A 23,983-nucleotide genomic window follows, 5' to 3' on the forward strand; every position below is an offset into this window, starting at 1 on the left:
CTAAGGACGCACTATGACAAGCGCCAAAAAACAGTTGTTATTCAACGGATTTATGATGAACGTCGTCGGCCACGTTTCCGCTGGGCTGTGGCGACATCCGGACGATCGCGCAAGCGAGTACACCACTCTCGACTACTGGCTGCATATCGCCCGACTGCTGGACGACGCCGGATTTGACGCCATGTTTATCGCCGATGCGCTGGGGCAGATTGACGTCTATCAGGGCAAGCCCGACGCGGCGCTGCGTACCGCCGCGCAGTCGCCGGTCAACGATCCTTTGCTGCTGGTTTCAGCGATGGCCGCCGCCACGCGTCAGTTAGGCTTTGGTATAACGCTCTCGACCACCTATGAGCATCCGTATCTGCTGGCTCGCAAATTCACCACCCTTGATCACCTGACCAAAGGCCGGGTGGCGTGGAACATTGTCACCTCGGTGCTGGAATCCGCCGCCCGTAACCTCGGGCTGGAAAAACAGATGGATCATGACGAGCGCTATGAACGCGCGCAGGAGTTTCTTGAGGTCACCTACAAGCTGTGGGAAGGCTCATGGGAAGACGATGCCGTCCGCCGCGACCGCCACGCTGGAGTCTATACCGACCCGAGCAAAGTGCACCCTATCCGCCACCAGGGGCGCTGGTTTACGGTGCCGGATGCGCACCTCTCCGAGCCTAGCCCGCAGCGTACGCCGGTGCTATTCCAGGCGGGCACCTCCGATCGCGGTCGCCTGTTTGCCGCGCAGAATGCCGAAGTGGTGTTTCTCGGCGGCACCACGCCGCAGGCTATCGCCCAGAACATCGATAAAATTCGCACCCTGGCGCATCAACAGGGACGCGCCGCTGACGCCATTCGCTTTATTACCGCCATTAGCGTGGTGGTCGACGACGATGACGACAAGGCACACGCCAAATTCCAGGATTACCTCAGCTACGCCAGCCAGGAAGCCGCGCTGGCGCTGTTCTCCGCCTGGACCGGGGTGGACTGGTCCGGCTGGGCGCTGGATGAACCGCTCAAATATATCGAAACCAACGCCAGCCGCTCGGCGCTGGCCGGGCTGACCCGCATCGATGCCGAACGTCAGTGGACGGTGGGTGACATCAGTCGCTATATCGCCATCGGCGGCATTCACCCAACGCTGGTCGGCAGCCCGCAGACCGTGGCCGACGCACTGGAGGCATTTGCCGATGCATCCGGCGTCGACGGTTTCAACCTCGCCTACGCCATCAGCCCCGGCAGCTTTGAAGACTTTGTCCGCTGGGTGGTGCCTGAGCTACAGGCGCGCGGGCGCATGCGTCGTGCCGACGGTGCGGCGCTCACCCTGCGCGAACGTTTACAGGGCGAGGGGCAGATAAAACTGCGCGACGATCACCCCGGTACCCAATTCCGCCATCTCGATACCCACTACGTGGCGGAGGCGAAATGAGCATTCACCTGCATTGGTATCTGCCAACGAACGGCGACAGCCGGGGGATCGTTGGCGCGGGCGACGACTCGCAGCACATCAGCGGCATCGGCGGTCAGTTCCGCCCGGCGACGCTCGATTATCTGACCGATATCGCCCGCAGCGCTGAACGGCTGGGCTTTGAAGGCGTGCTCACCCCCACCGGTAGCTGGTGTGAAGATGCCTGGCTCTCCACCATGGCCATCAGCCAGCACACCGAACGGCTGAAATTTATCGTCGCGTTCCGCCCCGGCTTTATCTCGCCAACGCTTGCCGCACACCAGGCCGCCAGCTTCCAGCGCCTGACCGAAGGACGGTTGATGATCAATATCGTCACCGGCGGCGACCCGGTCGAGCAGCGCCGCTATGGCGACAGGCTGGATCACGACCAGCGCTACGCCCGTAGCGGCGAGTTTATTGCCGCCTTTAAAGGCGTTAGCCATGCTCGGAATAACGGCCAGCCGTTCGACTTTCACGGCGAACACTATCAGCTGGAACAGGCCACCCTGCTGCCCTCGCCGTGGCCCGTCCCTCCGGTCTTTTTCGGCGGTTCCAGCCCGGCGGCACAACAGGTTGCCGCCGCGCAGGCGGATACCTGGATTAGCTGGGGTGAACCGCCCGAGCAGGTCGCCCCGCAGCTGGACACCGTGCGGGCGCTGGCCCGCGCTCAGGGTCGCACACCGAGCTTCGGCATTCGTTTTCACGTCATCAGCCGGGATACCGAAGAGGAGGCCTGGCGTGAAGCGGCGCGACTGCTGAACGGCATTACGCCGGAGCGCATCCGCAGTGCGCAAACCCTACTGGGACGCACCGAATCCGTCGGTCAAAAGCGGATGAGCGCGCTGCTGGACGATATTTCTGCCGAGCAGGTGAACCCAGAGAACGTTCGCCTGCTGGAGATTGCGCCCAACATCTGGAGCGGCTACGGGCTGGTGCGCGGCGGCGTCGGTACCGCCATTGTCGGCAGCCATCAGCAGGTGGCGGAGAAGATCCAGGCCTTCCACAACATGGGCATTGCGCACTTTATTTTATCCGGTCAGCCGCACCTTGAAGAGGCTTACTGGTTTGCCGAGGGCGCAGGAGCCCTGCTACGCCGCAGCGGATTGCTGGCAACACCGTAATTAACCATAAAAACATCGCAAACAAGCACTCAGGAGAGAAACCATGAGCCACGCTCAGGACATTTATGCAGGACTTGATAACCAGGAATTTGCCCACTGGAAAGCGGTAGCCCAGGAGGTTGCGGATCGCCTGTACGCGACCTTACAGGAACGCGACCGGGCCAATAAGCACCCGTTTGAAGAGATTGACTGGCTGCGCCAGAGCGGCCTGCTGAAGCTGGCCGTGCCGAAATCACTCGGCGGCGGCGGTGCCAATCTGGTGCAGGCGCTGGAAATTGGCCGCATCATTTCCGCCGCCGATGGCTCGCTGGGCCAGCTCATCACCTACCACTACTCCAACGGCGTGTGGAGCTACATTCTCGGCAACCGCGAGCAGTGGGAGTTTATCGCCCGCGGCGTCGCCAACGACGGCTGGTTCCAGTCAAGCATCAGTAACCCGCGCGATCCGCGCCTGAAGCTGGAGTGGGACGGCAGCGACCTGTACGTCACCGGACGCCGTACCTTCGCGACCGGCGCGGCCGTCTCTCAGGTTATGACCATCGCCGTCTGGGTGGAAGACCAACTGGTGCAGTATCAGGTCACCGCCGACCAGCCGGGCATCACTTTTAATGACGACTGGGATAACCTCGGGCAGCGTCTGACCGCCAGCGGCACGCTGGAGTTTAACCGCCTGCGCCTGCAGGAGAAGGACCGCCTGACCGGGCTGGAAGAGAAACCGGAAAGCGCACTGCTGCGCAACGCCCTGCGCAACCAGTTCAGCCAGCTGATTTTCGTTCATTTCTATCTCGGCATTGCCGAAGGGGCGCTGAAGCAGGCCGCCGTCTACTTCCGCGACACCGTGCGCCCGTGGCCTGAATCCGGCGTCGAAAGCGCGCTGGAAGACCCGTACCACCGCCTGAAAGCGGGTGAACTCGCGTCCGAACTGGCCGCCGGGATTGCGCTGGCGGAAAAAACCGCTCAGGCCTTCCAGGATGCCTTCCACGCGGGCGACGACCTGACCGAAGCGCAATGGGGCGAACTGGCCCTGCTGACCGACCAGGCCAAGGTCATTGCCAACAACGTGGCGCTGAAAATCAGCCATGAAATCTATGAACTGACCGGCGGGCGATCCACCAGCAACCAGTACGGGCTGGACGTTTTCTGGCGCAACGTACGCACCCACACCCTGCACGACCCGGTGGCCTACCGCACCCGCGAAGTGGGCGATTATGTGTTAAGCGGCAAGCTGCCGACGCCGCGCGTTTACGCGCCGCCGAAGCGCTAAGGACATGACCATGCCGGAGATTCGGATTATCGACGACCCCGCGAACCTGCTCGCCGCTGCCGCCGTGTTTCGTCAGGCGATGTTTGGCCTGCCGGGTGGCGTTACGCCGGTTAGCGAGTGGGCTGAGCGCTACGTGGTGCCGGGAAGGGTCTACGGCGCCTGGCTCGACGGGCAACTGGTGGGCACCAGCAACAGCTTCCCCGGCGAACTGACTCTGCCGGGAGGCCAGCGCGTGCCTCACGCCGCCGTCACCCACGTCGGCGTGTTACCACACGTTAGCCGACGTGGCGTACTGCGAGCGCTGTTTGCCCGCCAACTGGCGGATCTCCACCAGCAGGGCGTTGCCGTGGCCTCGCTGCGCGCTTCGCAGGGAACCCTCTACCGTCGCTTTGGTTACGGTGTCGCCACGGCGGCGCAGGATCTGCGCATTGATAAGCGAGAACTTCCCGCGCTACCAGCGGCAGACGGCGGCATCCGATTGCTTGTCGCCGCCGACAGCTGGGCGGTATTGCAGGATATCGAGGCACGTTTCCCGCTCGTCCGCGCCGGTTCGCTCAGCCGCTGGCCGCAGTGGTGGGCGTTGCAGCAGCACCGGCTGGCGCACAGCAACCTGAACCACTATGTGGCCGTCGTGCTGCGTCACGGCGAGCCGCAGGGTTTTGTCCGCTATCACGCCAGGGCTGAGGAAAACTGGCTTTACAGCACCGAGCGCACGCTGGTGGTGGACGATCTGCACGCCGCCGACCCGCAGCTGGAGGCGCAGCTACTGGGCTTTTTGCTACAGCTCGATATCGCCCGCTACGTCGAGCTGCCGCATCGCCCGGTGGATGATGCCCTGCCGCTGCTGCTGGACAACCCGCGGGCGGTACAGCAGCACGCCCTGGTTGATGAGAGCTGGCTACGAGTGATTGACCTTGAGCAAACGCTCAATGCCCGGCGCTATGGCGACGGCGACGCGGTCACGCTGGCGATTGACGATCCGTGGCTGCCTGCCAACCACGGCGTCTGGCGGCTGACCCCAGACGGCGTACAGCGCAGCGCCAGCCAACCCGATCTATCGCTCAGTATCGATAGCCTGGCAATGCTGCTGCTCGGCGAGTACACCCCGTGGCAGCTTGCCGCCGCCCGGCGTATCAACCTTCACCATTCTCAGGCTGCAGCACGCTTAGCACGTCTGCTGGCCTGTCATGAACATCCCTGGTCGGGGATCTTCTTCTAATTTTTCTGGAGATTTTTTATGCACAGCATTCGTTGGCCTCTGATGGGCCACACGCTTTCCGTCGCCCTGTTACTGGGCACAGCGGCCCCGGCCTTGGCCGATGAGGCAGCCCCCCAACCCGGCGGCACGCTGAAGATAGCCTCGCTACAGCCGGATCTGGACGCTTTTGATCCGCTGACTGGCTATTCGGTCGACTCCTGGGAGATCCTGCGGGCGGTCACCCGTCAACTGGTCACCTACCCTGGTTCGCCGAAAAGCCTGAAGGATGACACCACGCTGGTGGGCGATCTGGCAAAATCGTGGGACGTTAGCGCCGACGGTAAAACCTACACCTTCCATCTGCGCGACGGCATTCACTACGCCGGGCCGACCACTCGCCCGATTGTGGCTAAAGATTTTGTCTACGCCATCAAACGCTTCTGCGACCCGAACAAACAGGTGGCGGCGGTGAACTACTTTAACCTCGCCTTCTCCGGCTTTGCCGACTACTGCAAAGATTTCAGCAAAGTTGCCCCCGGCGATCTGGCGGCCAGCAAAGCGTATATCGACAGCCACGATATTGCTGGCGTCAGCGCGCCGGATGATAAAACGCTGGTGCTGCGCTCCGACAGCAAGAACTACGATTTCCTCAACATTCTGTCGATGAACTTTGTCACGCCGCTGCCGGAAGAGGTCGCCTCGCGCTATTTCCCGGACTCGCAGGAGTTTCGCAAAAACTTCCCGTCCAGCGGGCCGTATGAGGTTGCAAGCTACGCCAGCGGGCAGAAGCTGGTGCTGAAAAAAGTCGCGAACTATAACCATGCGGAAGACCCGGCGCGTAAAGCCTGGGTAGACGCCATTGAAGTCAGCTTTACCGGCAATAACGAAGATAGCGTGATCCAGCGTATTCAAGCGGGCGACGCCGATTTATCGCTGTACCTCGACGTGCCGCCGCAGGCCGCCGTGCGCCAGTATCTGGTGCAAAAAAGCCCGAACCTGCACGCCGCCAACAGCGGTGCGGCAAACTTTATCGCCATCAACGCCCAGCCGCAGGCTAAAAGCGCCGGGGCCACGGCGCTGCGCAATCTGAAAGTCCGTCAGGCGCTGGCCTATGCGGTGAATAAAGCGCACCTGGTTCAGGCGCAGGGTGGGAAAATTGCCGCTCTGCCGCTGGGGCAAATCATCACCAGCACCCTGCTCGGCCACCAGACCTTTGATCCGTACGCCACGCCGGACAGCAAAGGCGACCCTGAGAAAGCCAAAGCGTTACTTAAGGAAGCGGGGCTTAACGACGGGCTGGCGCTGGATCTGGTCTACCGCGCCAACAATCAGTTCAGCACCCTGGCGGTGATCCTCAAAGAAGATCTGGCCCGCGCCGGTATTCGCCTGAACCTGATCCCGGTGCCGCCGCCGCAGTTTATGGCTTACCTGCAAAGCCCGGAAAACCGTTGGGATCTGGCGCTTGGACAGACCTCTCCTGACTGGCAAGGCCCGGCAACCCGCATGCTGCTCGGCGGCTGGCTGAACTCGGATGCCTCACCGTGCGGGCGCGGCAACGTTTACGCCATCTGCTACAGCAACGACAAGCTGAATCAGCTGGCCAAACAGGCCTATGGCTCCGATAACCCGGGCCCTATCTGGCAGCAGGCCGACCAGCTGGTCTCCGCCGACCTGCCGTGGATCCCGCTGTTTGAGAAGCGCCGTATTGCGGTGACCTCTGACCGGGTGACCCACTGGACGTGGTCGTCGCTGGCCACCCAGGCCGATATCACCAATATTGCGCTGAAGCCGTAACGGAGACGTGATGCCACTACTCAATGTACGCGACTTAACGATTGGCCTTGACTCGCACACCGCGCTGGTCAGGGAAGTCGGTTTTCACGTTGAGCCAGGGGAAACCCTGGCTGTGGTCGGCGAATCAGGCTCAGGGAAGAGCCTGAGCCTGCTGGCGGTGCTGGGGCTGTTACCGTCAGAGATGCGCGTGCAGGGAGAAATTGTCTTTGATGACCTGCCGCTGCACACCTTCACGGCAAACCAGAAACGCCAGCTGCGCGGGGCGCAAATCGGCTACGTATCGCAGGATCCGCTCAGCAATTTGCACCCGCTCAAAAGCGTGGGCCGGCAAGTTGAAGAGGCTATCCTCGCCCACCAGCGGATGCGCCGTCGGGCGCTGCGGGCGCGGGTCGTCGCGCTGCTCGATGAGGTGGGCATTCGCGATGCCGCTCGCCGCTACCATGACCGTCCGGCGGCGTTCTCCGGCGGGCAACGCCAGCGGGTGATGATCGCTATCGCCATTGCGCTCAACCCGAAGCTGATTATCGCCGATGAACCCACCACGGCGCTGGACGCCACCGTGCAGGCGTCAATTCTTCGCCTGCTCAAGCGCCTTCAACAGCAGCACAGCTGCGCGCTGGTCTTTATCAGTCACAACCTGCGGGTGGTGGCGGATATTGCTGACCGCATTGTGGTGATGCAGCAGGGCAGGATTGTTGAGCAAGGTACAACGTCGGCGCTGTTTAGCGCACCGGCGCATGAATACACCCGTTCGCTGCTGCAGGCGGGCTGGCATCCCCGTTCCTCTTCGCCGGTTGGCGGCGGTGAAGAGAAGCCATTGCTTGAAGTTCATCAGGCTTCGCGGCGTTTTGCCAAAGCGTCGCGATGGTGGTCGCGTGCGCCCACCGCTCCGGTGCTGGATGACGTCAGCTTCACGCTGCATGAGGGGGAGATCCTCGGGCTGGTGGGCGAGTCGGGGTCCGGTAAAACCACGCTGGGACGGATTGTGGTCGGGCTCGATCGCGCCGACAGTGGGCACCTTACCTTCGCCGGTCAGCCCTGGCGGACGCCGGGCAGCCATCATCCGGCTCGCCATGCGGTGCAGATGGTATTTCAGGATCCGTACAGCAGCCTTAACCCCCGTCGGCGCATCGACGATACGCTGGCGCAGCCGCTCCAGCTGACCGCCCTGCGCGAACAGGGCCAACCGCTGTCGCCCACGGCGCTGCGAACGGCGGTGGCTGAACTGCTGGAGCAGGTTGAACTACCGGCGTCTCTGGCCTCCCGCTATCCGTCGCAGCTTTCCGGCGGGCAGCGGCAGCGCGTGGTCATCGCCAGAGCGCTGGCCATGAAGCCCCGGCTTATCGTGGCCGACGAAGCGGTATCGGCGCTGGATATCACCACCCAGCACCGCATCATCACGCTGTTTAGCCGTCTGCGCGAGCGCTACGGTCTCTCCATTCTGTTTATCTCCCACGACCTCGACGCCGTGGCGGCGCTCTGCGACCGCGTGCTGGTGCTGCAGTCCGGGAGGATTATCGAACAGGGCCGCACTGAACAGATATTCCAGCAGCCGCAACAGCCGTGGACGCGCCAGTTGCTGGCGGCCATTCCGGGCCGTGCCTGGCTTGAAACGGAGGAGTTACGCTATGACGCAGCCATTGCTCTTTGATTCGCCAGCGCAGTCAGCCCCTGCGCTATGGCGACGGTTGTGGCGCGAGCCCAGCGCCCGCTGGGGGCTGATTATCGTAGCACTGATGGTGCTGGCGGCGCTGGTGGCTCCGCTGGTCGCCGTCTGGCTGGGCCACGGTGAGACCGAGCAGTTTCGCGATAGCGCGCTGTCGGATATGGGGATCCCCATTGGCCCCACCGCCGCCTTTCCGCTGGGCGCGGACGATAATGGCCGAGATGTGCTGGTGCGCACCCTTTATGGCGCCCGCGTGTCGCTGTTTATCGCCGTGCCCGCCACCACGCTCGCCATGATAATTGGCCTGTTTGTCGGGCTGGTGGGCGGCTATCGCGGCGGCAGAACCGATGCGATCTGCCAGCAGTTGATAAATCTGGTGCTCTCCTTCCCGTTTGTGGTGACGGCGTTAAGCCTGCTGGCGCTCAATCAGGGCGGCGAGAGCGGGCCGCGCGTCGACCCGGTGTGGGTGGTTATTTTTGTGATTACCTTCTTCTCCTGGGGCTACTTCGCGAGGCTCAGCCGTGGGCTGGTACTGGATCTGCGCCAGCAGGAGTTTGTCTCTGCCGCCGCGCTGATGGGGGTGTCGCCGTGGCGCATTTTATGGCGCGATATTGTCCCCGGCGTGCTGCCCACGATGGGGATCTACTGGGCGATTCAGCTACCGACCAACATTATCGCCGAAGCGACCCTCTCCTTTTTGGGCGTGGGTATCCCGGCCCCTGCCGCCAGCCTTGGCAACATGATTGCCGACGTGCAGCGTTCGGCCATGTACCAGGTGCAGCCCTGGTTTTTAGCCGCTCCGGCACTGGCGCTGTTCCTGACGGTGCTGGGTTTTAACTGCCTGAGCAGCGGCCTGCGTAACGTCCTCGACCCTCATCTGGAGCGCCGATCGTCATGACCCTCTTTTCACTCATTAAAGCCCTGTTGCGCACCGGCTTGACGCTACTGCTGGTGCTGATTGTGGCCTTTGTGCTGACCCGCATCGCCTACCAGGATCCGGCAGTCATGCTGGCACCGCGCAATGCGACGCCGGAGGCCATTGAAGCCATTGCCCGCGCGCTGCACCTGAACGATCCCTGGTATCAGCAGTTGCGCTACTTCCTGCTACGCGGCCCGGATATTCAGGGGGCGCCAGTGGGGATGCTGCACTGGCCCCCCGCGCTCGGCTATTCGTTCCGCTTTCAGACGCCGGTCACGCAGCTGATTCTGGAAAAAGTGCCCATCACGCTGTCGTTAGCGCTGGGGGCGCTGGTCATCTGGACGGCGGTTTCGCTGCTGACGGGGGTGCTGGCGGCGCGCTACCGGGATCGGTTTATCGACCGGCTGCTGGCGCTCTTCGCTTACCTCGCGCTGTCGCTGCCGACGTTTCTCAGCGGGATGCTGATTATCTTCTTTCTGTTCTATCAGCTCTCGTTGCACAACATTGGCTGGTTTCCGGCGGGAGGATACGTGGCGTTTCACGATGACCCGTGGCAGTGGGCGCGCCATCTGATCCTGCCGTGGCTCACGCTGGCGCTGGCGGAGATCGGCATTTTTCAGCGGGTGCTACGCAGCAGCATGCTTGATGTGCTGCATCGGGACTATATCCGCACCGCGCGGGCAAAAGGCGTGCGCGAGTGGCGCGTCTATTTTGACCATGCGCTAAAACCAGCGCTTAGCCCGGTGCTGATGCTCACCGGGCTGGAGCTGGCGGCCATTATGGGCGGTGCGATTGTCACCGAGAAGATGTTTGGCCTCGACGGCGTCGGGCGACTGGCCATCGATGCAGCGCTGGACGGCGACTTCCCGGTGGTGATCGGCACCACCATTTTCGCCGCCTGCGTGTTTATCGTCTGTAATTTACTGACCGACCTTATCCACGCCACGTTCTTGCGAAGTCATTCTCACTAACACGAAGCGGGGTGAGCCTCAGCGCTCCCCTCGCTTTGCCAGCCACACGGTATGCCCGCCGCACTCGGGGTCTTCTATTTTCATCTCCAGCACCGCAAAACCGTGTTCCGCTAGCAGCGACCGATACTCGTCGGGGGCCAGACTCGCGTGGAACAACGGTTCCCCTTCAAATTCCCCCATGGCGATACCGTGGCCAGTACCGCTGGTGAACATCAAGGCGCTGCCTGGATGGCTATGACGGGCAAAAACGGAAAACATGCGGCGCTGGTCATCCTGGGTGAGGTGGAAAAAGCTGTCCCAGGCAATCAGGCCGTCGAAGGTTTCAGCAAGATTTAGCGTCCGCATATCGTGGTGCAGCCAGCGCTGTTCGGGAAAACGCGCACGGGCGCGGGTTAGCATCGCCGGAGCGCCATCTACCCCGGTCAATGCGCAGCCCTGCTGGATAAAATAGTCGGCAATCGGCTGACCGTTGCCGCAGCCAAGATCGAGCATTTTCCCGGTCATTCCCATCGCCGCCAGCAGCTTATCCAACCAGCGTTGTTCAAATAGCGTTCGTGAGCGTTGTTGGTAAAACGCTTCGGCGTGACGCTGATACAGGTCGAGAATAGTACGCGCGGCGGGATGGTCCATCTTGGGCCTCATGGTGGCGGAATGACGTGCTGAATTCACAGATTAGCCCATCTCATAGGCAAAAGTCCCCGTCTGGTTTTCATTCGTGCATTCCCTTTCTCCACCGCGCCTCCAACAATGGCAGAGCATCTGTACACAACGAAAACGTGGAGAACACCATGATTGAACAGCACGCTTCCCAGGACTGGCTCGACCTCAGCGGCAAGGTTTTTGCCGTCACCGGCGCGGCAAGCGGCATCGGCGAAGCCATTGCCACCGCGCTGGCACAACAGGGCGCCAACGTCGCGCTGCTCGACAGCAACCCGCAGCGTTGCGATGCCGTGCGGCAGAAACTTGAACATCTGCCAGGAAAACGCGTGGCGGTGGCCTGCGACGTTAGCCGCGAAGAGCAGGTTAAAGAAGCCGCGCTGAGCGTGCGTTCGCTGCTCGGCCCGTGCGATGGCTTAGTCAACGCGGCAGGAATTTTGCGCCCGGCAGGGCTGGCGGAGATAAGCCTTGAGCAGTGGCAAGCCCAGCTCAACGTCAACCTGACCGGCTATCTGCTGTGCGCCCGCGAATTCGCCCACGATATGCGGGCGGCAAAGCGCGGCAGCATGGTGCATATTGGTTCCATTTCCGGGCGCATTCCGCAGCCGTGGAGCGGCGCGTATAGCCCTGGTAAAGCCGCCGTAGGTCTGCTGTCACAGCAGATTGCCGTGGAGTGGGGTCAGGACGGAATTCGCAGTAACCTGGTGGCGCCGGGAATGATCGAAACCGCGCTGACGGCTGAGTATTACGCGCAGCCGGGGGTACGTGAAAGCCGCGAGGCGTTTACCGCCAGCCAGCGAATCGGCAAACCGGAAGATATCGCCAACGCGGTGCTGTTCCTGCTGAGTGACAAATCGAGCTATATCAACGGGGCAGAAATTGGCGTCGACGGCGGCCTGCCGACCATGCTGATGGGCAAACTGCCGCGTCCGGGCTTTACCCGCTAAACGCTACATTGCCGGGGCAGGCTCCGCACATTCCTGCGTCGGCTTCTCGCGAAAATCACGCGGCGAGAGGCCGGTGCTGCGACGGAAAAAGCGGGAAAAATAGGTAGCGTCGCTAAAGCCGAGGTAGTCCGAAATCTGGCTGACCGTCATGCTGGTATAAAGCAGGCTGCGCTTGGCCTCCAGCAACAGACGCTGGTGCAGCACGCTGAGCGCGCTGCAGCCGTGAAACTCTCGACAGAGGGTGTTGAGATGCACCCCGGACATGCCAATCTGGCGGGCGTAGTGCGCCAGCGGAAGATGTTCGCGGTAGTGATTTTCCACCAGTTGGTTAAAACGGCGAATGGCGGCGCGCTTACGCTCCACCTTATCACTCACCTCCGCGGGCCCGCTGGTCTGACGGTTGAGCCAGACCATCAGCGCGCTCAGCAGCGAATGCAGCATCATGTCGCGTGCGTCGTTATCGGCCTGATACTCCTGCTGTAAACTCTGAAACAGAGTATGGATGTGCGCCCCCGCATCACCGACCGGTACGCGAACGGCGCGGTTTAGCACCTGCAAGGGGCGACCAAACAGCTGTTCAAATTTCGCCACCAGCGGTGCGGCAAGCGACAGCGAATATCCTTGAGTTCCCGGTGAGAAGCGAAAACCGTGGACGCAGAGCGCGGGCATGACCTGCACGCAGGCGTCGGTGAACGGCTGGCGAACGCCTTCAATTTCGATTTCACCCTGGCCCTGTTGGATATAGAGGATCTGCACCAGATCGGTATGTTGATGGGCGCGGATGCTCCAGTCGTAGAGGCTGCTGCGGCTTTGGATCGATTCGCAGTGCAGGAGGTCCGGCGTCGGCCAGTGCCAGCTTTCGCCGTAGAGTTTGAAAACCGGGATGCTGTTGGCGAGGTTCATGGTGCCTCCGTTGGAGTGGGGAGAGGGTTTCCCCTCACCCTAGCCCTCTCCCCAAAGGGGCAAGGGAACCGATTGGTGCTGTTTGTCGATTTTCTCCCTCTCCCTTTCAGGGAGAGGGCCGGGGTGAGGGTAACGTCGTCGCCCGAATCAACCGCGTCTCCTGCGCCACAATAAACGGCTCAGAAGCTTTAAGATAGGCGGCAAAATCCGGATGCGTATCGCGCAGGCGGCTGCGACGCTCATACTCCGCCAGGCTCTCATAACCCCACAGGTGCACAAACTGGTTCTGCGGCCCGACGAGGCTGGTGTAAAACCCCAGCGGGTTGCCCAGCGTCTCACGCAATATCGGCATCGCCAGCCGGTCAAACACCTCAAGAAACTCGTTCATTTTGCGCAGACGGATAGTGTAGATACGGTGATCGATAATCGGCATGGTCATGATTTAGCCTCCTGAACTTGATGCGTCGGCCAGCCCAGCGGCCCAAAGCGGTCGTAGGGTTTCGGCCACGGCGCGGTTTCACCAAGCGCAATAGCCGCATGAATCGGCCAGTTCGGGTCATCCAGCATCCCGCGGCCAATTGCCACCAGATCCGCCCGTTTCTCCTGTACTATCGCCTCGGCCTGCTGCGCTTCGTAAATCAGCCCGACGGTAATCACCACCGCCTGCGGCAGCGCCTGTTTCACCGCCTCGGCGAACGGCACCATATAGCCAGGCTGGTCGGCATTTGGCGTCTGGTGATAGATGTTATAGCCGCCAGACACGTGCAGATAGTCGTAGCCCAGCGCGTGCAGTTCGCGGGCAAACTGCACCGCTTCATCAAGCGACAGCCCACCGTCAGCAAATTCACCGCCGTTAAAGCGCACGCCCAGCGGGCGGGTTTTCGGCCAGACTTCACGCAGCGCGCGGGCGACCTGTAGCGGGAAACGCATACGGTTTTCCGGGCTGCCGCCGTAGTCATCTTCACGTTGATTGCTGAGCGGCGAGAGGAATTGGTTCAGCAGATAACCGTTGGCCGCGTGCAGTTCGATAAAATCGACCCCGGCGTTCAGCGCCCGCTGGGCGGCGTCAACGAAGCCCTGAGTGATGCGCGCCATTCCCGCGTCGTCTAACACCTGCGGTACACGCCAGCCGGGTTTATACGCGATAGCGGAAGGGGCCACCGTCGGCCAGCCGCCCTCTTCGTCCGTCAGCGAGGCACCCTGGTTACGCCACGGCGCATTGGTGCCCGCCTTGCGGCCCGCGTGGTTGAGCTGCACGCCAATCGGCGTGTTGCTGTAGGTGCGAATGTCGGCCAGCAGCTTTTGCAGCGCCTGCCCCTGTTCGCGATTCCACAACCCGAGACAATGCGGGGTAATGCGCCCGTCCGCCGTGACGCCATTGGCCTCGCAGATCACCATACCCGCGCCGGAAATCGCCAGGCCGCCAATATGCTGGGCGTGCCACGGGGTCGCCACACCGTCCGCCTGTGCGGAGTATTGCGACATCGGCGGGACAACAATGCGGTTCGCCAGCGTCAGCGGGCCGACCTGTAGGGGACTAAAAAGTGTAGACATCGTGTTCTCCTGATTTATGAGGCTTCGCGCTCGGGTAACTGCGCCGTGTCGCCGCGTGCCGCCATGCTGCGGGCGGCGATATAGCCGAAGGTGGCCGCCGGGCCAATGGTGATCCCCGCGCCCGGATAGCTGCCGCCCATCATGCTCGCCATCTCGTTACCGGCGGCGTAAAGGCCCGTAATCGGCAACCCCTGGTTATCCAGCACCCGCGCTTCGCCGTCAGTTTTCAGACCGTGGAAGGTGCCGAGATCGCCCATATAGAGCTTCACGGCGTAGAACGGCCCCTGCTCTATCGGCGCGACGCACGGGTTCGGCTGATGGTTGGCGTCGCCGAGGTAGCGGTTATAGGCTGACTCGCCGCGCCCAAACTGCGGGTCTTTGCCCTGACGCGCGTCGGCGTTGTAGTCGCGCACGGTGTTTGCCAGCGCGTCAGCGGGAATGCCCATTTTCTGCGCCAGCTCGCTGAGGGTTTTCCCTTCCAGCAGATAGCCGCTTTTCAGGTAGACCGAGACGGGGATCGGTGCCGGTTTAGCAAACCCCATGCCGTACTTTCGCAGCGCCTGGCGGTCGCAGATTTGCCAGGCGAAGGTGTCGCTATCGTCACGGCAGGTTTCAATCATCGCGATACCAACGTCGTGGTAGGAGTCGGCCTCGTTGCAAAAGCGCACGCCGTGGCGATTAATCATGATAAAACCAGGCTTGTAGCGGTCGACCAGATGCGGGAAGACGTACGACTGACGACCAATCTGCACCTTTGAGGCCGGGATCCACGCCGCACCGTTGGCGTAGCTGTCGTCAAAGCGGGCGCCGATACGCTCGGCCATGGCAATCCCGTCGCCGGTATCCACGCCGGGCGGCGTCGGCGAAAGCTGAATTCCACCGCGACGCACGTGCGGGTAGAGTTTTTTCAGCCGCTGCTCGTCGCGGGCAAAGCCACCGGAGGCCAGCACCACGCCGCGTCGGGCGTACAGGTTGACCCGCTCACCGTTCATCTCCACCACCGCGCCGCGCACGATGCCGTTTTCAACAATCAAATCCTTCGCCGCCACCCCGGTGTGAATCGGTATGCCGAGATCCAACGCCGAACAGGCCAGACGGGCCACCACCGCATTGCCACCGTTGGCGGTGATCCCGCGCCCGTAGCGCGCCACTTCCAGCAGGTGGCGGCTCAGGCGTTTGACCACGTAGGCGAACGATTTCAGCGAGCGGGTGGCGTTGAAGAAGTGCTTCAGGTCGTTATTTGAGGAGCTGAACATCATCCCCATAAATGTGATGGTGCGCAGCGGTTTGCGCAGGCGCGGCATGGACTTGCCCAGTTCGCGAATATCAAACGCCTCCGGTACCACTGAACGCCCGCGCATCACACCGCCGGGGGCATCGGGATGGTAGTCCGGGTACTGGTAAAGGTTGCAGCGAAAGCGAGTGTGCTCTTCAAAATAGCGCAGCATCTCCGGGCCGTTTTTGAGAAAGGCATCGACCACCTCCGGGCGGAAGCTATCCCCTGCTTCGCCCTGCAGGTAGGTTCGCGCGGCGGCCAGACTGTCTTCAATGCCCTGCTGGCGTGCCAGATGGTTGTCGGGGATCCACAGCACACCGCCGGAAAACGCGGTGGTGCCGCCGAAGACCGTCTCTTTTTCGATAACCTGGACATCCAGCCCATTCAGGCCCGCGGTGACCGCGGCCGACAGCCCGCCGACGCCGCTGCCTATCACCAGCACATCGCACTCGCGGACGGGGAGTTCTACAGCCATAGGGTACCTCGCAGATGAATGATTTTTATTATTTTGCTGATGTTATAAAAACGTTACATATGCATTTTTCACAGCCCACCGGGGAAAAAGAAGGGCACTTTCACACCAAAACCTGCACTTTTCGACAATTGCGAAGAAGTGTGTTCTGGCGCAAATTTTTGCGTTCACTGCTATAGAGAAGCGACGTATTTCCGCCCGACTCACATCACAAGATGAAGATTCAGCACTTGCGCGATTGCGCGTTTTATCACCGAATTAACATTATTCGCCATCAAGGCTCCCTTCATCTCAACAGGACAAAACCGGCATCATGCCTGCTCACGCTAACGCCCGCCGAACGCTACCCAACTACGCCCTTTACGGCGCGCAGGACGATCCCACCGCCGTGGATAGCGTGCATCACGAGCGCATTCCGTCACGGGCCAGCCGCTTTGGGTTTGAGATTGAACCGCACTTTCACGACGCATTAATCCAGACGCTGTATATCACCCACGGCGGCGGCGAGACGTCGATAGACGGTCAGACCTGGCAGCTGGAAGCGCCGTGTCTGGTGGTTATTCCGGCACGTTCCGTTCACGGCTTTCATTTTCGCGATGACATTGACGGCCACGTGATCACCACCGCCCAGTCGGCCATTGAGTCGATCGCCATGACCGCCGCCCCTGAGCTGTTGGCCTTTGTGCGCACGCCTGCGGTGCTGGCCGTTGACCCGGCGAGCCCCCGTGGCGCACCGCTGGAAGCGTTGTTCGATGCCATCGGTCGTGAGGCAGAGCACCCGGAACGCTGGCAGTACACCGCCGGGCTGGCGCTGACCATCGCCCTGTTCGTGCAGATTGCCCGCCTGAGCGAAAAAGCGCGTCTGGCGGGTAACCCCTCACGCGCTGCGCTGGTTGCCCGCATTGAGCGCTTTCGCCTGCTGCTCGACGATCGCTGCCGTACCCGTCAGCCGGTGGCCAGCTACGCCAGTGCCATGGGCATTTCCGCCGGCCAGCTCACGCGGATTTGCCGGGAAGCGTTCGGCATCTCCGCCATTGAGGCCATCGACCGCCGCGCCGTGCATGAAGCCCGGCGGCTGCTGGTCTACTCCAGCTTCAGCGTCAAGCAGATAGCCCGCGAGCTGGGCTTTCGCGACGAGGCCTACTTTGGCCGCTTTTTCCGCAAGCAAACCGGGCTGCGGCCCACTGAATACCGTATTCAGGAGCAGGGCCGCCTGTCGCACGCCGTTTAATCTTCGCGCGCGCGCATCTGTACAAACAGGTGTTCCGGCCCTGAGTTGGTGAGGTTGTTGCCGCGGACATACTGGATGGGACGCGCCGGGTCGAGACCCATCTCCCCCACTTTGCGCGCCACCAGCTTCGCGGCAATCAGCGTTTCGAGCTTGGCCAGCGGCTGGCCGAGGCACTTGTGAATGCCGTTGCCAAAGCCAAGATGCCCGCTGCTGTCGCGGTCGATATTGAAGCTCTCACCGTCGATAAACTTGCGGCTATCACGGTTGGCCGCCGACAGCAGCAGGCGTATCACCGCGCCTTTCGGGATGGTCACGCCCGCTACGGTGGTGGCCTCGGTGGTGATGCGGCTGACCCGCTGGACGGTGCCGCGATAGCGCGCCACTTCTTCCACAAAGCGGTCGGCGTCATCGGGGTTTTCGCGAAGGCGCGCCACCAACTGCGGCTGCTCGGCAAACATGCGGAAGGCGTTCGCCACCAGGATGGTGGTGGTGTCATGCCCGGCAATAAAGACGAAAGCACACAGCTCTTTAGCCTCTTTTTCGCTCAACAGCCCCGCTTTCCACATGCGGGCAATATGGCCGCCAATCGACTGGCTGTTGCTGAGATAGAGCCGCTCCATCGCCTCTTTCAGATAGGCAAAGAAGGCCATTGCGCTCTGCTCGTCGGTGCCGGTACCGGGGGCGTTACGTGCCAGGCGACCAAAGTAGCTGAAGGTTTCGTCCGACCAGAACTTCATTTTCTCTTCGTCTTCGTTCGGCACGTCGATCATCGCCGAAATGGTGGCGATACTCAGTGGAATGGCAAAATCTTCCACCACATCGCCCCCCCCGTTGGCCAGCATCTGGTCGATGAGCACTTCGGCGCGGCGTTCGATTTCAGGGATAAACGGTTCAAGCGACAGCGGCATAAACGATGGCTGCGCCACTTTGCGCAGGCGGGTATGCCCCGGCGCATCGAACAGCGTGAGGAAGGTCAGCGGCGGCGGGCTTACCACTTCTGAAGAGAACAGCTTCGGGTTGCGGATCGCCTGGTAAACATCGTCATAGCGCGACAGGAACCAGACGTCGGTGGTGGCCGACTGACAGCGCAGCACCGGCGCGTGTTCGCGCATCCAGCGATAGTGCTCATACGGGTCGCCCTGCGAACCGTCATCCACCACTTTGAACGGCGCAAGCCCTTCTGGCCACGCCAGTTCGTGGGAGTAAGGCGGCAGCGAGGGCTGAAGATCATGGAACGGGCAGCGCGGCGCTTCTGGCTCCGGCGCGGGCGGCGCAACGGGGAGGCCAATGGCGGCAGGGGCCGTTTTCAGCGCCAGCGCCCGGCTCATGGTGGTACGCGAATGCTGCGCGTGCTGGGCCAGCACGTCGCGGGCGGCGTTAATATCGCCATATTCGAAGGCCGAGACCAGATCCCGGTGCTGCTGCACGATATCGCCGACGATCTCCACGCTGGCAGTCAGCGCGCGGTCGATATAGTCACGCACCGTCAGCTGGGCGTAGAGCGCAATCAGCTGCGCGTTGCGGGTGGCCTCAATCAGGAACTGATGGAAGGCGTGGTTAGCTTCCACGTAGCCCGGCACATCAAGGAAGCGCCGCCCGGAGACGAATGCCGCCGTGGCCTCGGCCAGACGACGGAAGGTGGTCAGCTGCTCTCCGCTGAGCCGTCCCATGGTTAACTGCACCGCGCCAAGCTCCAGCGCCAGACGCAGGTCAAAGGCATCGTCCACATCTGCCGCGGCAATCGGTGCCTCCACGCTCGGTGCCGTCTGCCCTGCGCCCGCAAATTTCTCGTAGTAGAAATTACGCGGCGTCAGCCCTTCGGCGTCCAGATAGCGACGCACGGCATCCACCATTGGCGGTGGGCCGCAGAGGTAAACGTCGGCATCACCGCCGTTCAGCATGCCCGCATCGATATGCTGGGTGACGTAGCCCTTGTGCGGCGCGGCGCTTTCCGGGTCGGCGACGGTACAGCGGTAGCTGAAGTTTGGCAGCTGTCGGGCGTAATCATCGAGGGTCTCAATCGCCACCCGGTCTTCATCGCGGGTGATGCCAAAAATCAGGTGCACCGGCTGGTGCGTAGCGTTGTCATCCACCAGCGCGGCCAGCATCGACAGGAACGGTGCCAACCCGGTGCCACCTGCCAGGAACAGGAGCGGACGCTCCACCGGGCGCAGGTAGAAGCTGCCCATCGGCCCGCGAAACGACATCGCATCGCCCACGCGAGCACGCTCACTCAGCCAGGTCGACATCAGCCCCTGCGGCACGTTACGCACCACGAACGAGACCTCGGTTTCTCGCGGCCCGGAGCTGAATGAGTACGAGCGCGTCTGGTCGCTGCCCGGTACCTGCACGCTGACGTACTGGCCAGGCAAGAAGCTCAACGTCTGGCGGTCGTCGAGCGCAATGGAGAAGGTTAACGTTGTCGGTGACAGCGCGCGGCTGGCGGTGATATGCCCTTGATACGTAGCCACACAGGCGGCGTCTGACGCGGCGGCAATCTCTACCACGCAGTCGCTGGACGGGCGCATCTGGCAGGTCAACACCCTACCCGCGCGGGCTTCTTCGGTGGAGAGTGCGTCGTCCACGTAGTCGCCGTGCTGATAATCACCAGAGGCGCAGGTGGCCTTACAGGTGCCGCAGACGCCGTCGCGGCAGTCGAGCGGAATGCTGATTCTGGCGCGCAGCGCGGCATCAGCAACGGTCTCACCCTTGCGGCACTCCAGGGTCTGCATCGCGCCGTCTTCAAAACGAAGGGTAATCTGATGGGTCATCTCTCTCATCCTCCAGGCTATTGCGGTCGGAAAATCCGATGCCTCATCAAATGCTGGATGACGTTCAGGCACAACGGACAGAGGTGACATTAAGCAGGACAAAACCGGCATGCTGTTGGGTTCGCGGGGGCGGTCACATTTATTGGGTGGGGAGATTGGGCTTGTAAATTACGTGGTTATTGCGGTGCTTTTCCCCTCACCCTAGCCCTCTCCCCAGAGGGGCGAGGGCTAGGGTGAGGGGATTAGTTAAACAAACAATCAATGGAACGCTAATTATTTTCATATTGAATTGATAAGCATTATCAATTCAATATATTGTCGCCAGCTCTCTCCAGGATATTGGATATCCTGCATTTTTCGCCTCGGGACAGGCGGGAGGTTCACTGAATTTACCCTGTTCCATAAGGTTATCCGATGAATTCCAGCCTTGCCTCCAGCGCCGACTCCCCCGCGCTGGCGATTGCCGCCCGCTATCGTCGGGTGGTTATGCAGCGTTACCTGCTTGCCGGTGTCGTGCTGCTCTGTATCCTCTGCTCCCTGCTGCTTGATTTCACCCTCGGCCCCTCGGGCATCTCCGTGTCGACGCTGTGGCAGACGCTGTTCCACGCCGACGCCGCCGATGCAGGCACCCGCGTGATTGTCTGGGAGCTGCGTTTACCGTTCGCGCTGATGGCGATTCTGGTCGGCATGGGCTTAGGGCTTGCCGGGGCGGAGATGCAGACCATCCTCAACAACCCACTGGCCAGCCCGTTTACCCTCGGCGTCTCCTCCGCCGCCTCGTTCGGCGCGGCACTGGCGATTATTCTGGGACTCGGCATTCCGGGCATTCCCGACCAGTGGTTTATCTCGGTGAACGCCTTTGTCTTTGCGCTGATGGCCTGCTTTATTCTCGACGGCATCAGCCGCTGGACGCGGGTTGCCACCTCCGGCGTGGTGCTGTTTGGTATCGCGCTGGTCTTCACCTTTAACGCGCTGATCTCCATTTTGCAGTTCGTCGCCAGCGAGGACACCTTGCAGGGTCTGGTGTTCTGGACGATGGGCAGCCTGGCGCGCGCCTCGTGGGACAAGCTGGCGATTCTGGCGGTGGCGCTGCTGATTATCACCCCGCTGTCATTGAAAAACGCCTGGAAGCTGACCGCGCTGCGCCTTGGCGAAGACCGCGCCGTCAGCTTTGGCATTAACGTGCGTAAACTGCGTCTGGCGACGCTGCTGCGCATCAGCATTATCTCGGCGCTGACCGTGGCCTTCGTCGGCCCCATCGGCTTTATCGGCCTCGTCGCGCCGCACATTTCCCGCATGATGTTTGGCGAAGATCACCGCTTCTACCTGCCCGGCAGCATGCTGATTGGCGCGCTGGTTCTGTCGCTGGCGTCGGTGGTGTCTAAAAATATCGTCACCGGGGTCATTATTCCGGTGGGCATCGTGACCTCGCTGGTCGGCGTGCCTTTCTTCCTGAGCATTATTATTCGCCACCGAGGAACGCTGTAATGGATGGCCTCTCTATTCGCGACCTCCATACCGGGTATGGCAAAAAGAAAATCATCGATGGCCTGACCACGCCGCTGCTGCCGCGCGGCAAGATTACCGCCCTGCTCGGCCCCAACGGTTCCGGTAAATCGACGCTGCTGCGGGCGCTGGCGGATCTCAACCCGGCGCAGGGCGTGCTGTCGCTGAATGGCGAAGACCTGATGACGCTGATGCCCTCCAAACGCGCCCAGAAGGTGGTTTATCTGCCGCAGTCGCTGCCCGCCGGTGTGCATCTGCACGCGCTGGAGTCGGTTATCGTGGCGCGTCGCGCCAGCGGCTACCACGAAGGCAACGCCGAGCAGGAAGCCTACGCCATTCTGGAAAAACTCGGCGTCGCCCATCTGGCGATGCACTACCTCGACCAACTCTCCGGCGGCCAGAAACAGCTGATTGGCCTGGCGCAGTCCCTGATCCGCCAGCCGGATCTGCTGCTGCTCGATGAACCGCTGAGCGCCATCGACCTCAATTTCCAGTTTCATGTGATGGATATCGTCGCCAGAGAGACACGGCTGCGCAATATCGTCACGGTGGTGGTGATCCACGATATCAACATTGCCCTGCGTCACGCCGAATATGCCGTGATGCTGAAAAATGGTGCGCTGGTAGCAAGCGGCGTACCGGATGAGGTAGTGATTCCACAAAATCTGGCGACCGTTTATGGCGTGCGTGGCCGGGTCGAACATTGTTCACAAGGGCTACCGCACGTGGTGGTCGATGGATTAACGACATAACAATAATCGTAAGACGGGGAAATCATGACGATGAAGAAGGCACTATTAGGCGCAGCGCTGCTGCTTTCACCGCTGCTGGCGATGGCGGGTAACTGGCCGGTAACGGTCAAGGATATGGACAACCGGACGGTCACGGTCACGCAGGAGCCGCAGCGCATTATTCTGCAGGACGGCCGCGATATTCTGACGCTGGCGGTGCTGGAGCGCGACAATCCGTTCGCCAAAGTGGTGGCGTGGAACAACCTGCCGAAAAAACAGGATACCGAAACCTGGAACGTGCTAAAGCGTAAATGGCCCGAGGCGGATAAAATCCTCGATATGAAATTCTCCGACCAGGGCAACGTTGACCTGGAGACGGTAATCTCTCGCCACCCGGATCTGATGATTGCCCAGCTGCGCGCTAAGCCATCGCTGGTGCAAAGCGGCGTGCTGGCGAAGCTCGAGGCGCTCCACGTGCCGGTCGTTTTCGTTGACTACGAACTGCATCCGGTTGAGAACACCATGCCAAGCATCGCAATGCTCGGCAAAGTACTCGGTCAGAGCGACCGCGCACAGGCCTATATCAACTTCTATCAGCAGCGCCTGGACACCATTCATCAGCGTCTGGCTAAGGTTGAGAAGAAGCCATTAGTGTTTATCGAGCCGATTGCCGGGGTTGCCGGGCTGGATAACGGCTGCTGCTTCACCCATGCGCGCAACGGCTGGGGCGGTCTGGTCGAAGCCGCAGGCGGCGTGAACATTGGTTCGCAGCTGCTGCCGGGCGCCACCGGCAATATCTCGGTGGAGAAAATCATCTCCATGAATCCGGACTACTACCTGATGACCGGCTCTAAACGCCCGGGCAAAGGCACGGCGATTATTCCGTTCGGCTACAACGTGCCGGAAAGCGATGTGGTCAGCGCCTTTAACGCGCTGCTGGCGCGTCAGGGTGTGAGCAGCATTCCGGCGGTTGTCGCAGGGCATACCGGGGCGCTGTATCACCACTTCTATAACAACCCGTACAACATTATCGCCATCGAGACGCTGAGTAAGATTTTCTATCCAACGCAGTTTAAAGATGTCGATCCCCTGGCGGATTACCATCAGCTGATTACCCAATTCACCCATATTCCGGATGATAAGGTGATTCTGAGCTATACGCCTGAGAAGTAAAAAAACGTGTGGCGTCAGTGGAATTTTTCACTGGCGCCTTTTTTATTCTATTTTACCGATCAACGATCGCTATTCTGAAATCGCTATTAACGTTGGTTATATTCAGCTAAAATAATAATAAAGGCAGTGACTATCATTCGATAAACAGTAGTACTAAACCCTATACCAAATAGGTAACAAAATTAAAATGCCGTTAAAAATAAAACACTAGCCCTCCTCACTTTATCTTTATATATCATAGTGATTTGCGGGTTTTAATATTTTCAAAACAAACGCAAATTCACAAAATATCGTGTAAATTGATATATATCAGTTTCAAATTAATTCCCTGTAGAAACCATCAATCTTGATTTTAGTCAACGCCCGGTCAGGTTATAAAATGCATTTTATA

19 protein-coding genes and 1 pseudogene are annotated in these 23,983 nt (G+C 60.9%); 13 read left to right on the forward strand and 7 right to left on the reverse strand.

Translation table 11 applies throughout. The features are described 5' to 3' along the window. The first annotated feature begins 13 nt into the window (after window positions 1–13). The 8 genes from HII27_RS03080 to HII27_RS03115 are packed head-to-tail and all read left to right on the forward strand — an operon-like array spanning window position 14 to window position 10,371. Window positions 14–1,420, forward strand: a complete 1,407-nt coding sequence (locus HII27_RS03080) for an LLM class flavin-dependent oxidoreductase (protein ID WP_185666497.1) — start codon at window positions 14–16, stop codon at window positions 1,418–1,420. Beyond that, complete coding sequence (locus HII27_RS03085; RefSeq protein WP_185666498.1) at window positions 1,417–2,559, forward strand: LLM class flavin-dependent oxidoreductase; 1,143 nt, start codon at window positions 1,417–1,419, stop codon at window positions 2,557–2,559. Before HII27_RS03080 ends, HII27_RS03085 begins: the two co-directional genes overlap by 4 nt. A gap of 43 nt (window positions 2,560–2,602) precedes the next feature. Next, complete coding sequence (locus HII27_RS03090) at window positions 2,603–3,823, forward strand: acyl-CoA dehydrogenase family protein (RefSeq protein WP_185666499.1); 1,221 nt, start codon at window positions 2,603–2,605, stop codon at window positions 3,821–3,823. A gap of 10 nt (window positions 3,824–3,833) precedes the next feature. Beyond that, window positions 3,834–5,042 carry a GNAT family N-acetyltransferase gene (locus HII27_RS03095; protein ID WP_185666500.1) on the forward strand — a complete coding sequence of 403 codons (1,209 nt, stop codon included), beginning with the start codon at window positions 3,834–3,836 and terminating at the stop codon, window positions 5,040–5,042. An 18-nt stretch (window positions 5,043–5,060) separates the two neighbouring features. Then, window positions 5,061–6,815 carry an ABC transporter substrate-binding protein gene (locus HII27_RS03100; RefSeq protein WP_223883137.1) on the forward strand — a complete coding sequence of 585 codons (1,755 nt, stop codon included), beginning with the start codon at window positions 5,061–5,063 and terminating at the stop codon, window positions 6,813–6,815. Between the two features lie 10 nt (window positions 6,816–6,825). Continuing rightward, window positions 6,826–8,466, forward strand: coding sequence for a dipeptide ABC transporter ATP-binding protein (locus HII27_RS03105; RefSeq protein WP_185666501.1), 1,641 nt, complete (start codon window positions 6,826–6,828; stop codon window positions 8,464–8,466). Next, the gene (locus tag HII27_RS03110; RefSeq protein WP_185666502.1) at window positions 8,444–9,379 is read left to right on the forward strand and encodes an ABC transporter permease; all 936 of its coding nucleotides are present in this window, start codon (window positions 8,444–8,446) and stop codon (window positions 9,377–9,379) included. Before HII27_RS03105 ends, HII27_RS03110 begins: the two co-directional genes overlap by 23 nt. After that, window positions 9,376–10,371: an ABC transporter permease gene (locus HII27_RS03115; RefSeq protein ID WP_185666503.1), complete on the forward strand. Its 996-nt coding sequence runs from the start codon at window positions 9,376–9,378 to the stop codon at window positions 10,369–10,371. The genes HII27_RS03110 and HII27_RS03115 overlap by 4 nt, the downstream gene beginning before the upstream one ends. Window positions 10,372–10,389: 18 nt before the next feature. On the opposite strand, the gene HII27_RS03120 is transcribed toward HII27_RS03115, so the two are convergent. Further along, window positions 10,390–11,001: a class I SAM-dependent DNA methyltransferase gene (locus tag HII27_RS03120; RefSeq protein WP_185666504.1), complete on the reverse strand. Its 612-nt coding sequence runs from the start codon at window positions 10,999–11,001 to the stop codon at window positions 10,390–10,392. A 158-nt stretch (window positions 11,002–11,159) separates the two neighbouring features. Here HII27_RS03120 and HII27_RS03125 point away from each other — a divergent pair, with 158 nt between their 5' ends. Further along, complete coding sequence (locus HII27_RS03125) at window positions 11,160–11,975, forward strand: SDR family NAD(P)-dependent oxidoreductase (RefSeq protein ID WP_185666505.1); 816 nt, start codon at window positions 11,160–11,162, stop codon at window positions 11,973–11,975. 3 nt (window positions 11,976–11,978) lie between these two features. On the opposite strand, the gene HII27_RS03130 is transcribed toward HII27_RS03125, so the two are convergent. The 4 genes from HII27_RS03130 to HII27_RS03145 all read right to left on the reverse strand — a co-directional run bounded on the left by HII27_RS03130 (window position 11,979) and on the right by HII27_RS03145 (window position 16,183). Then, on the reverse strand, window positions 11,979–12,878 hold the full coding sequence (locus HII27_RS03130) for a helix-turn-helix domain-containing protein (protein ID WP_185666506.1): 900 nt from the start codon (window positions 12,876–12,878) through the stop codon (window positions 11,979–11,981). Window positions 12,879–12,984: 106 nt separating this feature from the next. Next, on the reverse strand, window positions 12,985–13,317 hold the full coding sequence (locus HII27_RS03135) for an NIPSNAP family protein (protein ID WP_185666507.1): 333 nt from the start codon (window positions 13,315–13,317) through the stop codon (window positions 12,985–12,987). Then, window positions 13,314–14,432: an NADH:flavin oxidoreductase/NADH oxidase gene (locus tag HII27_RS03140; RefSeq protein WP_185666508.1), complete on the reverse strand. Its 1,119-nt coding sequence runs from the start codon at window positions 14,430–14,432 to the stop codon at window positions 13,314–13,316. Before HII27_RS03140 ends, HII27_RS03135 begins: the two co-directional genes overlap by 4 nt. 14 nt (window positions 14,433–14,446) lie before the next feature. Continuing rightward, window positions 14,447–16,183: an FAD-dependent oxidoreductase gene (locus tag HII27_RS03145; RefSeq protein WP_185666509.1), complete on the reverse strand. Its 1,737-nt coding sequence runs from the start codon at window positions 16,181–16,183 to the stop codon at window positions 14,447–14,449. Window positions 16,184–16,493: 310 nt separating this feature from the next. On the opposite strand from HII27_RS03145, the gene HII27_RS03150 reads away from it, so the two are divergent. After that, window positions 16,494–17,411: a helix-turn-helix domain-containing protein gene (locus HII27_RS03150; RefSeq protein WP_185666510.1), complete on the forward strand. Its 918-nt coding sequence runs from the start codon at window positions 16,494–16,496 to the stop codon at window positions 17,409–17,411. On the opposite strand, the gene HII27_RS27075 is transcribed toward HII27_RS03150, so the two are convergent. Both HII27_RS27075 and benC read right to left on the reverse strand, forming a co-directional pair. Further along, complete coding sequence (locus tag HII27_RS27075; RefSeq protein ID WP_317983833.1) at window positions 17,408–19,165, reverse strand: cytochrome P450; 1,758 nt, start codon at window positions 19,163–19,165, stop codon at window positions 17,408–17,410. The two genes, HII27_RS03150 and HII27_RS27075, sit on opposite strands and share 4 nt — an antisense overlap. Window positions 19,166–19,171: 6 nt before the next feature. Further along, window positions 19,172–20,182 (reverse strand): annotated as a pseudogene (gene benC / locus HII27_RS27080) (benzoate 1,2-dioxygenase electron transfer component BenC); the annotation flags it as partial. A 486-nt stretch (window positions 20,183–20,668) separates the two neighbouring features. Here benC and HII27_RS03160 point away from each other — a divergent pair. The 3 genes from HII27_RS03160 to HII27_RS03170 are packed head-to-tail and all read left to right on the forward strand — an operon-like array spanning window position 20,669 to window position 23,592. Then, on the forward strand, window positions 20,669–21,670 hold the full coding sequence (locus HII27_RS03160) for a FecCD family ABC transporter permease (RefSeq protein WP_370631761.1): 1,002 nt from the start codon (window positions 20,669–20,671) through the stop codon (window positions 21,668–21,670). Further along, window positions 21,670–22,440 carry an ABC transporter ATP-binding protein gene (locus tag HII27_RS03165; protein ID WP_185666513.1) on the forward strand — a complete coding sequence of 257 codons (771 nt, stop codon included), beginning with the start codon at window positions 21,670–21,672 and terminating at the stop codon, window positions 22,438–22,440. Before HII27_RS03160 ends, HII27_RS03165 begins: the two co-directional genes overlap by 1 nt. A 24-nt stretch (window positions 22,441–22,464) precedes the next feature. After that, window positions 22,465–23,592 (forward strand): ABC transporter substrate-binding protein, encoded by a 1,128-nt coding sequence (locus HII27_RS03170; protein ID WP_185666514.1) that lies wholly within the window; start codon window positions 22,465–22,467, stop codon window positions 23,590–23,592. The last annotated feature ends 391 nt before the right edge of the window (window positions 23,593–23,983 follow it).

It is taken from the genome of Kluyvera sichuanensis, from assembly GCF_014218705.1.
Classification (GTDB): domain Bacteria; phylum Pseudomonadota; class Gammaproteobacteria; order Enterobacterales; family Enterobacteriaceae; genus Kluyvera; species Kluyvera sichuanensis.

Coding starts and splice junctions, on each gene's coding strand:
- HII27_RS03080 (WP_185666497.1), top strand. CDS start 14: ATGACAAGCGCCAAAAAACAGTTGTTATTCAACGGATTTATGATGAAC.
- HII27_RS03085 (WP_185666498.1), top strand. CDS start 1,417: ATGAGCATTCACCTGCATTGGTATCTGCCAACGAACGGCGACAGCCGG.
- HII27_RS03090 (WP_185666499.1), top strand. CDS start 2,603: ATGAGCCACGCTCAGGACATTTATGCAGGACTTGATAACCAGGAATTT.
- HII27_RS03095 (WP_185666500.1), top strand. CDS start 3,834: ATGCCGGAGATTCGGATTATCGACGACCCCGCGAACCTGCTCGCCGCT.
- HII27_RS03100 (WP_223883137.1), top strand. CDS start 5,061: ATGCACAGCATTCGTTGGCCTCTGATGGGCCACACGCTTTCCGTCGCC.
- HII27_RS03105 (WP_185666501.1), top strand. CDS start 6,826: ATGCCACTACTCAATGTACGCGACTTAACGATTGGCCTTGACTCGCAC.
- HII27_RS03110 (WP_185666502.1), top strand. CDS start 8,444: ATGACGCAGCCATTGCTCTTTGATTCGCCAGCGCAGTCAGCCCCTGCG.
- HII27_RS03115 (WP_185666503.1), top strand. CDS start 9,376: ATGACCCTCTTTTCACTCATTAAAGCCCTGTTGCGCACCGGCTTGACG.
- HII27_RS03120 (WP_185666504.1), bottom strand. CDS start 11,001: ATGGACCATCCCGCCGCGCGTACTATTCTCGACCTGTATCAGCGTCAC.
- HII27_RS03125 (WP_185666505.1), top strand. CDS start 11,160: ATGATTGAACAGCACGCTTCCCAGGACTGGCTCGACCTCAGCGGCAAG.
- HII27_RS03130 (WP_185666506.1), bottom strand. CDS start 12,878: ATGAACCTCGCCAACAGCATCCCGGTTTTCAAACTCTACGGCGAAAGC.
- HII27_RS03135 (WP_185666507.1), bottom strand. CDS start 13,317: ATGACCATGCCGATTATCGATCACCGTATCTACACTATCCGTCTGCGC.
- HII27_RS03140 (WP_185666508.1), bottom strand. CDS start 14,432: ATGTCTACACTTTTTAGTCCCCTACAGGTCGGCCCGCTGACGCTGGCG.
- HII27_RS03145 (WP_185666509.1), bottom strand. CDS start 16,183: ATGGCTGTAGAACTCCCCGTCCGCGAGTGCGATGTGCTGGTGATAGGC.
- HII27_RS03150 (WP_185666510.1), top strand. CDS start 16,494: ATGCCTGCTCACGCTAACGCCCGCCGAACGCTACCCAACTACGCCCTT.
- HII27_RS03160 (WP_370631761.1), top strand. CDS start 20,669: ATGCAGCGTTACCTGCTTGCCGGTGTCGTGCTGCTCTGTATCCTCTGC.
- HII27_RS03165 (WP_185666513.1), top strand. CDS start 21,670: ATGGATGGCCTCTCTATTCGCGACCTCCATACCGGGTATGGCAAAAAG.
- HII27_RS03170 (WP_185666514.1), top strand. CDS start 22,465: ATGACGATGAAGAAGGCACTATTAGGCGCAGCGCTGCTGCTTTCACCG.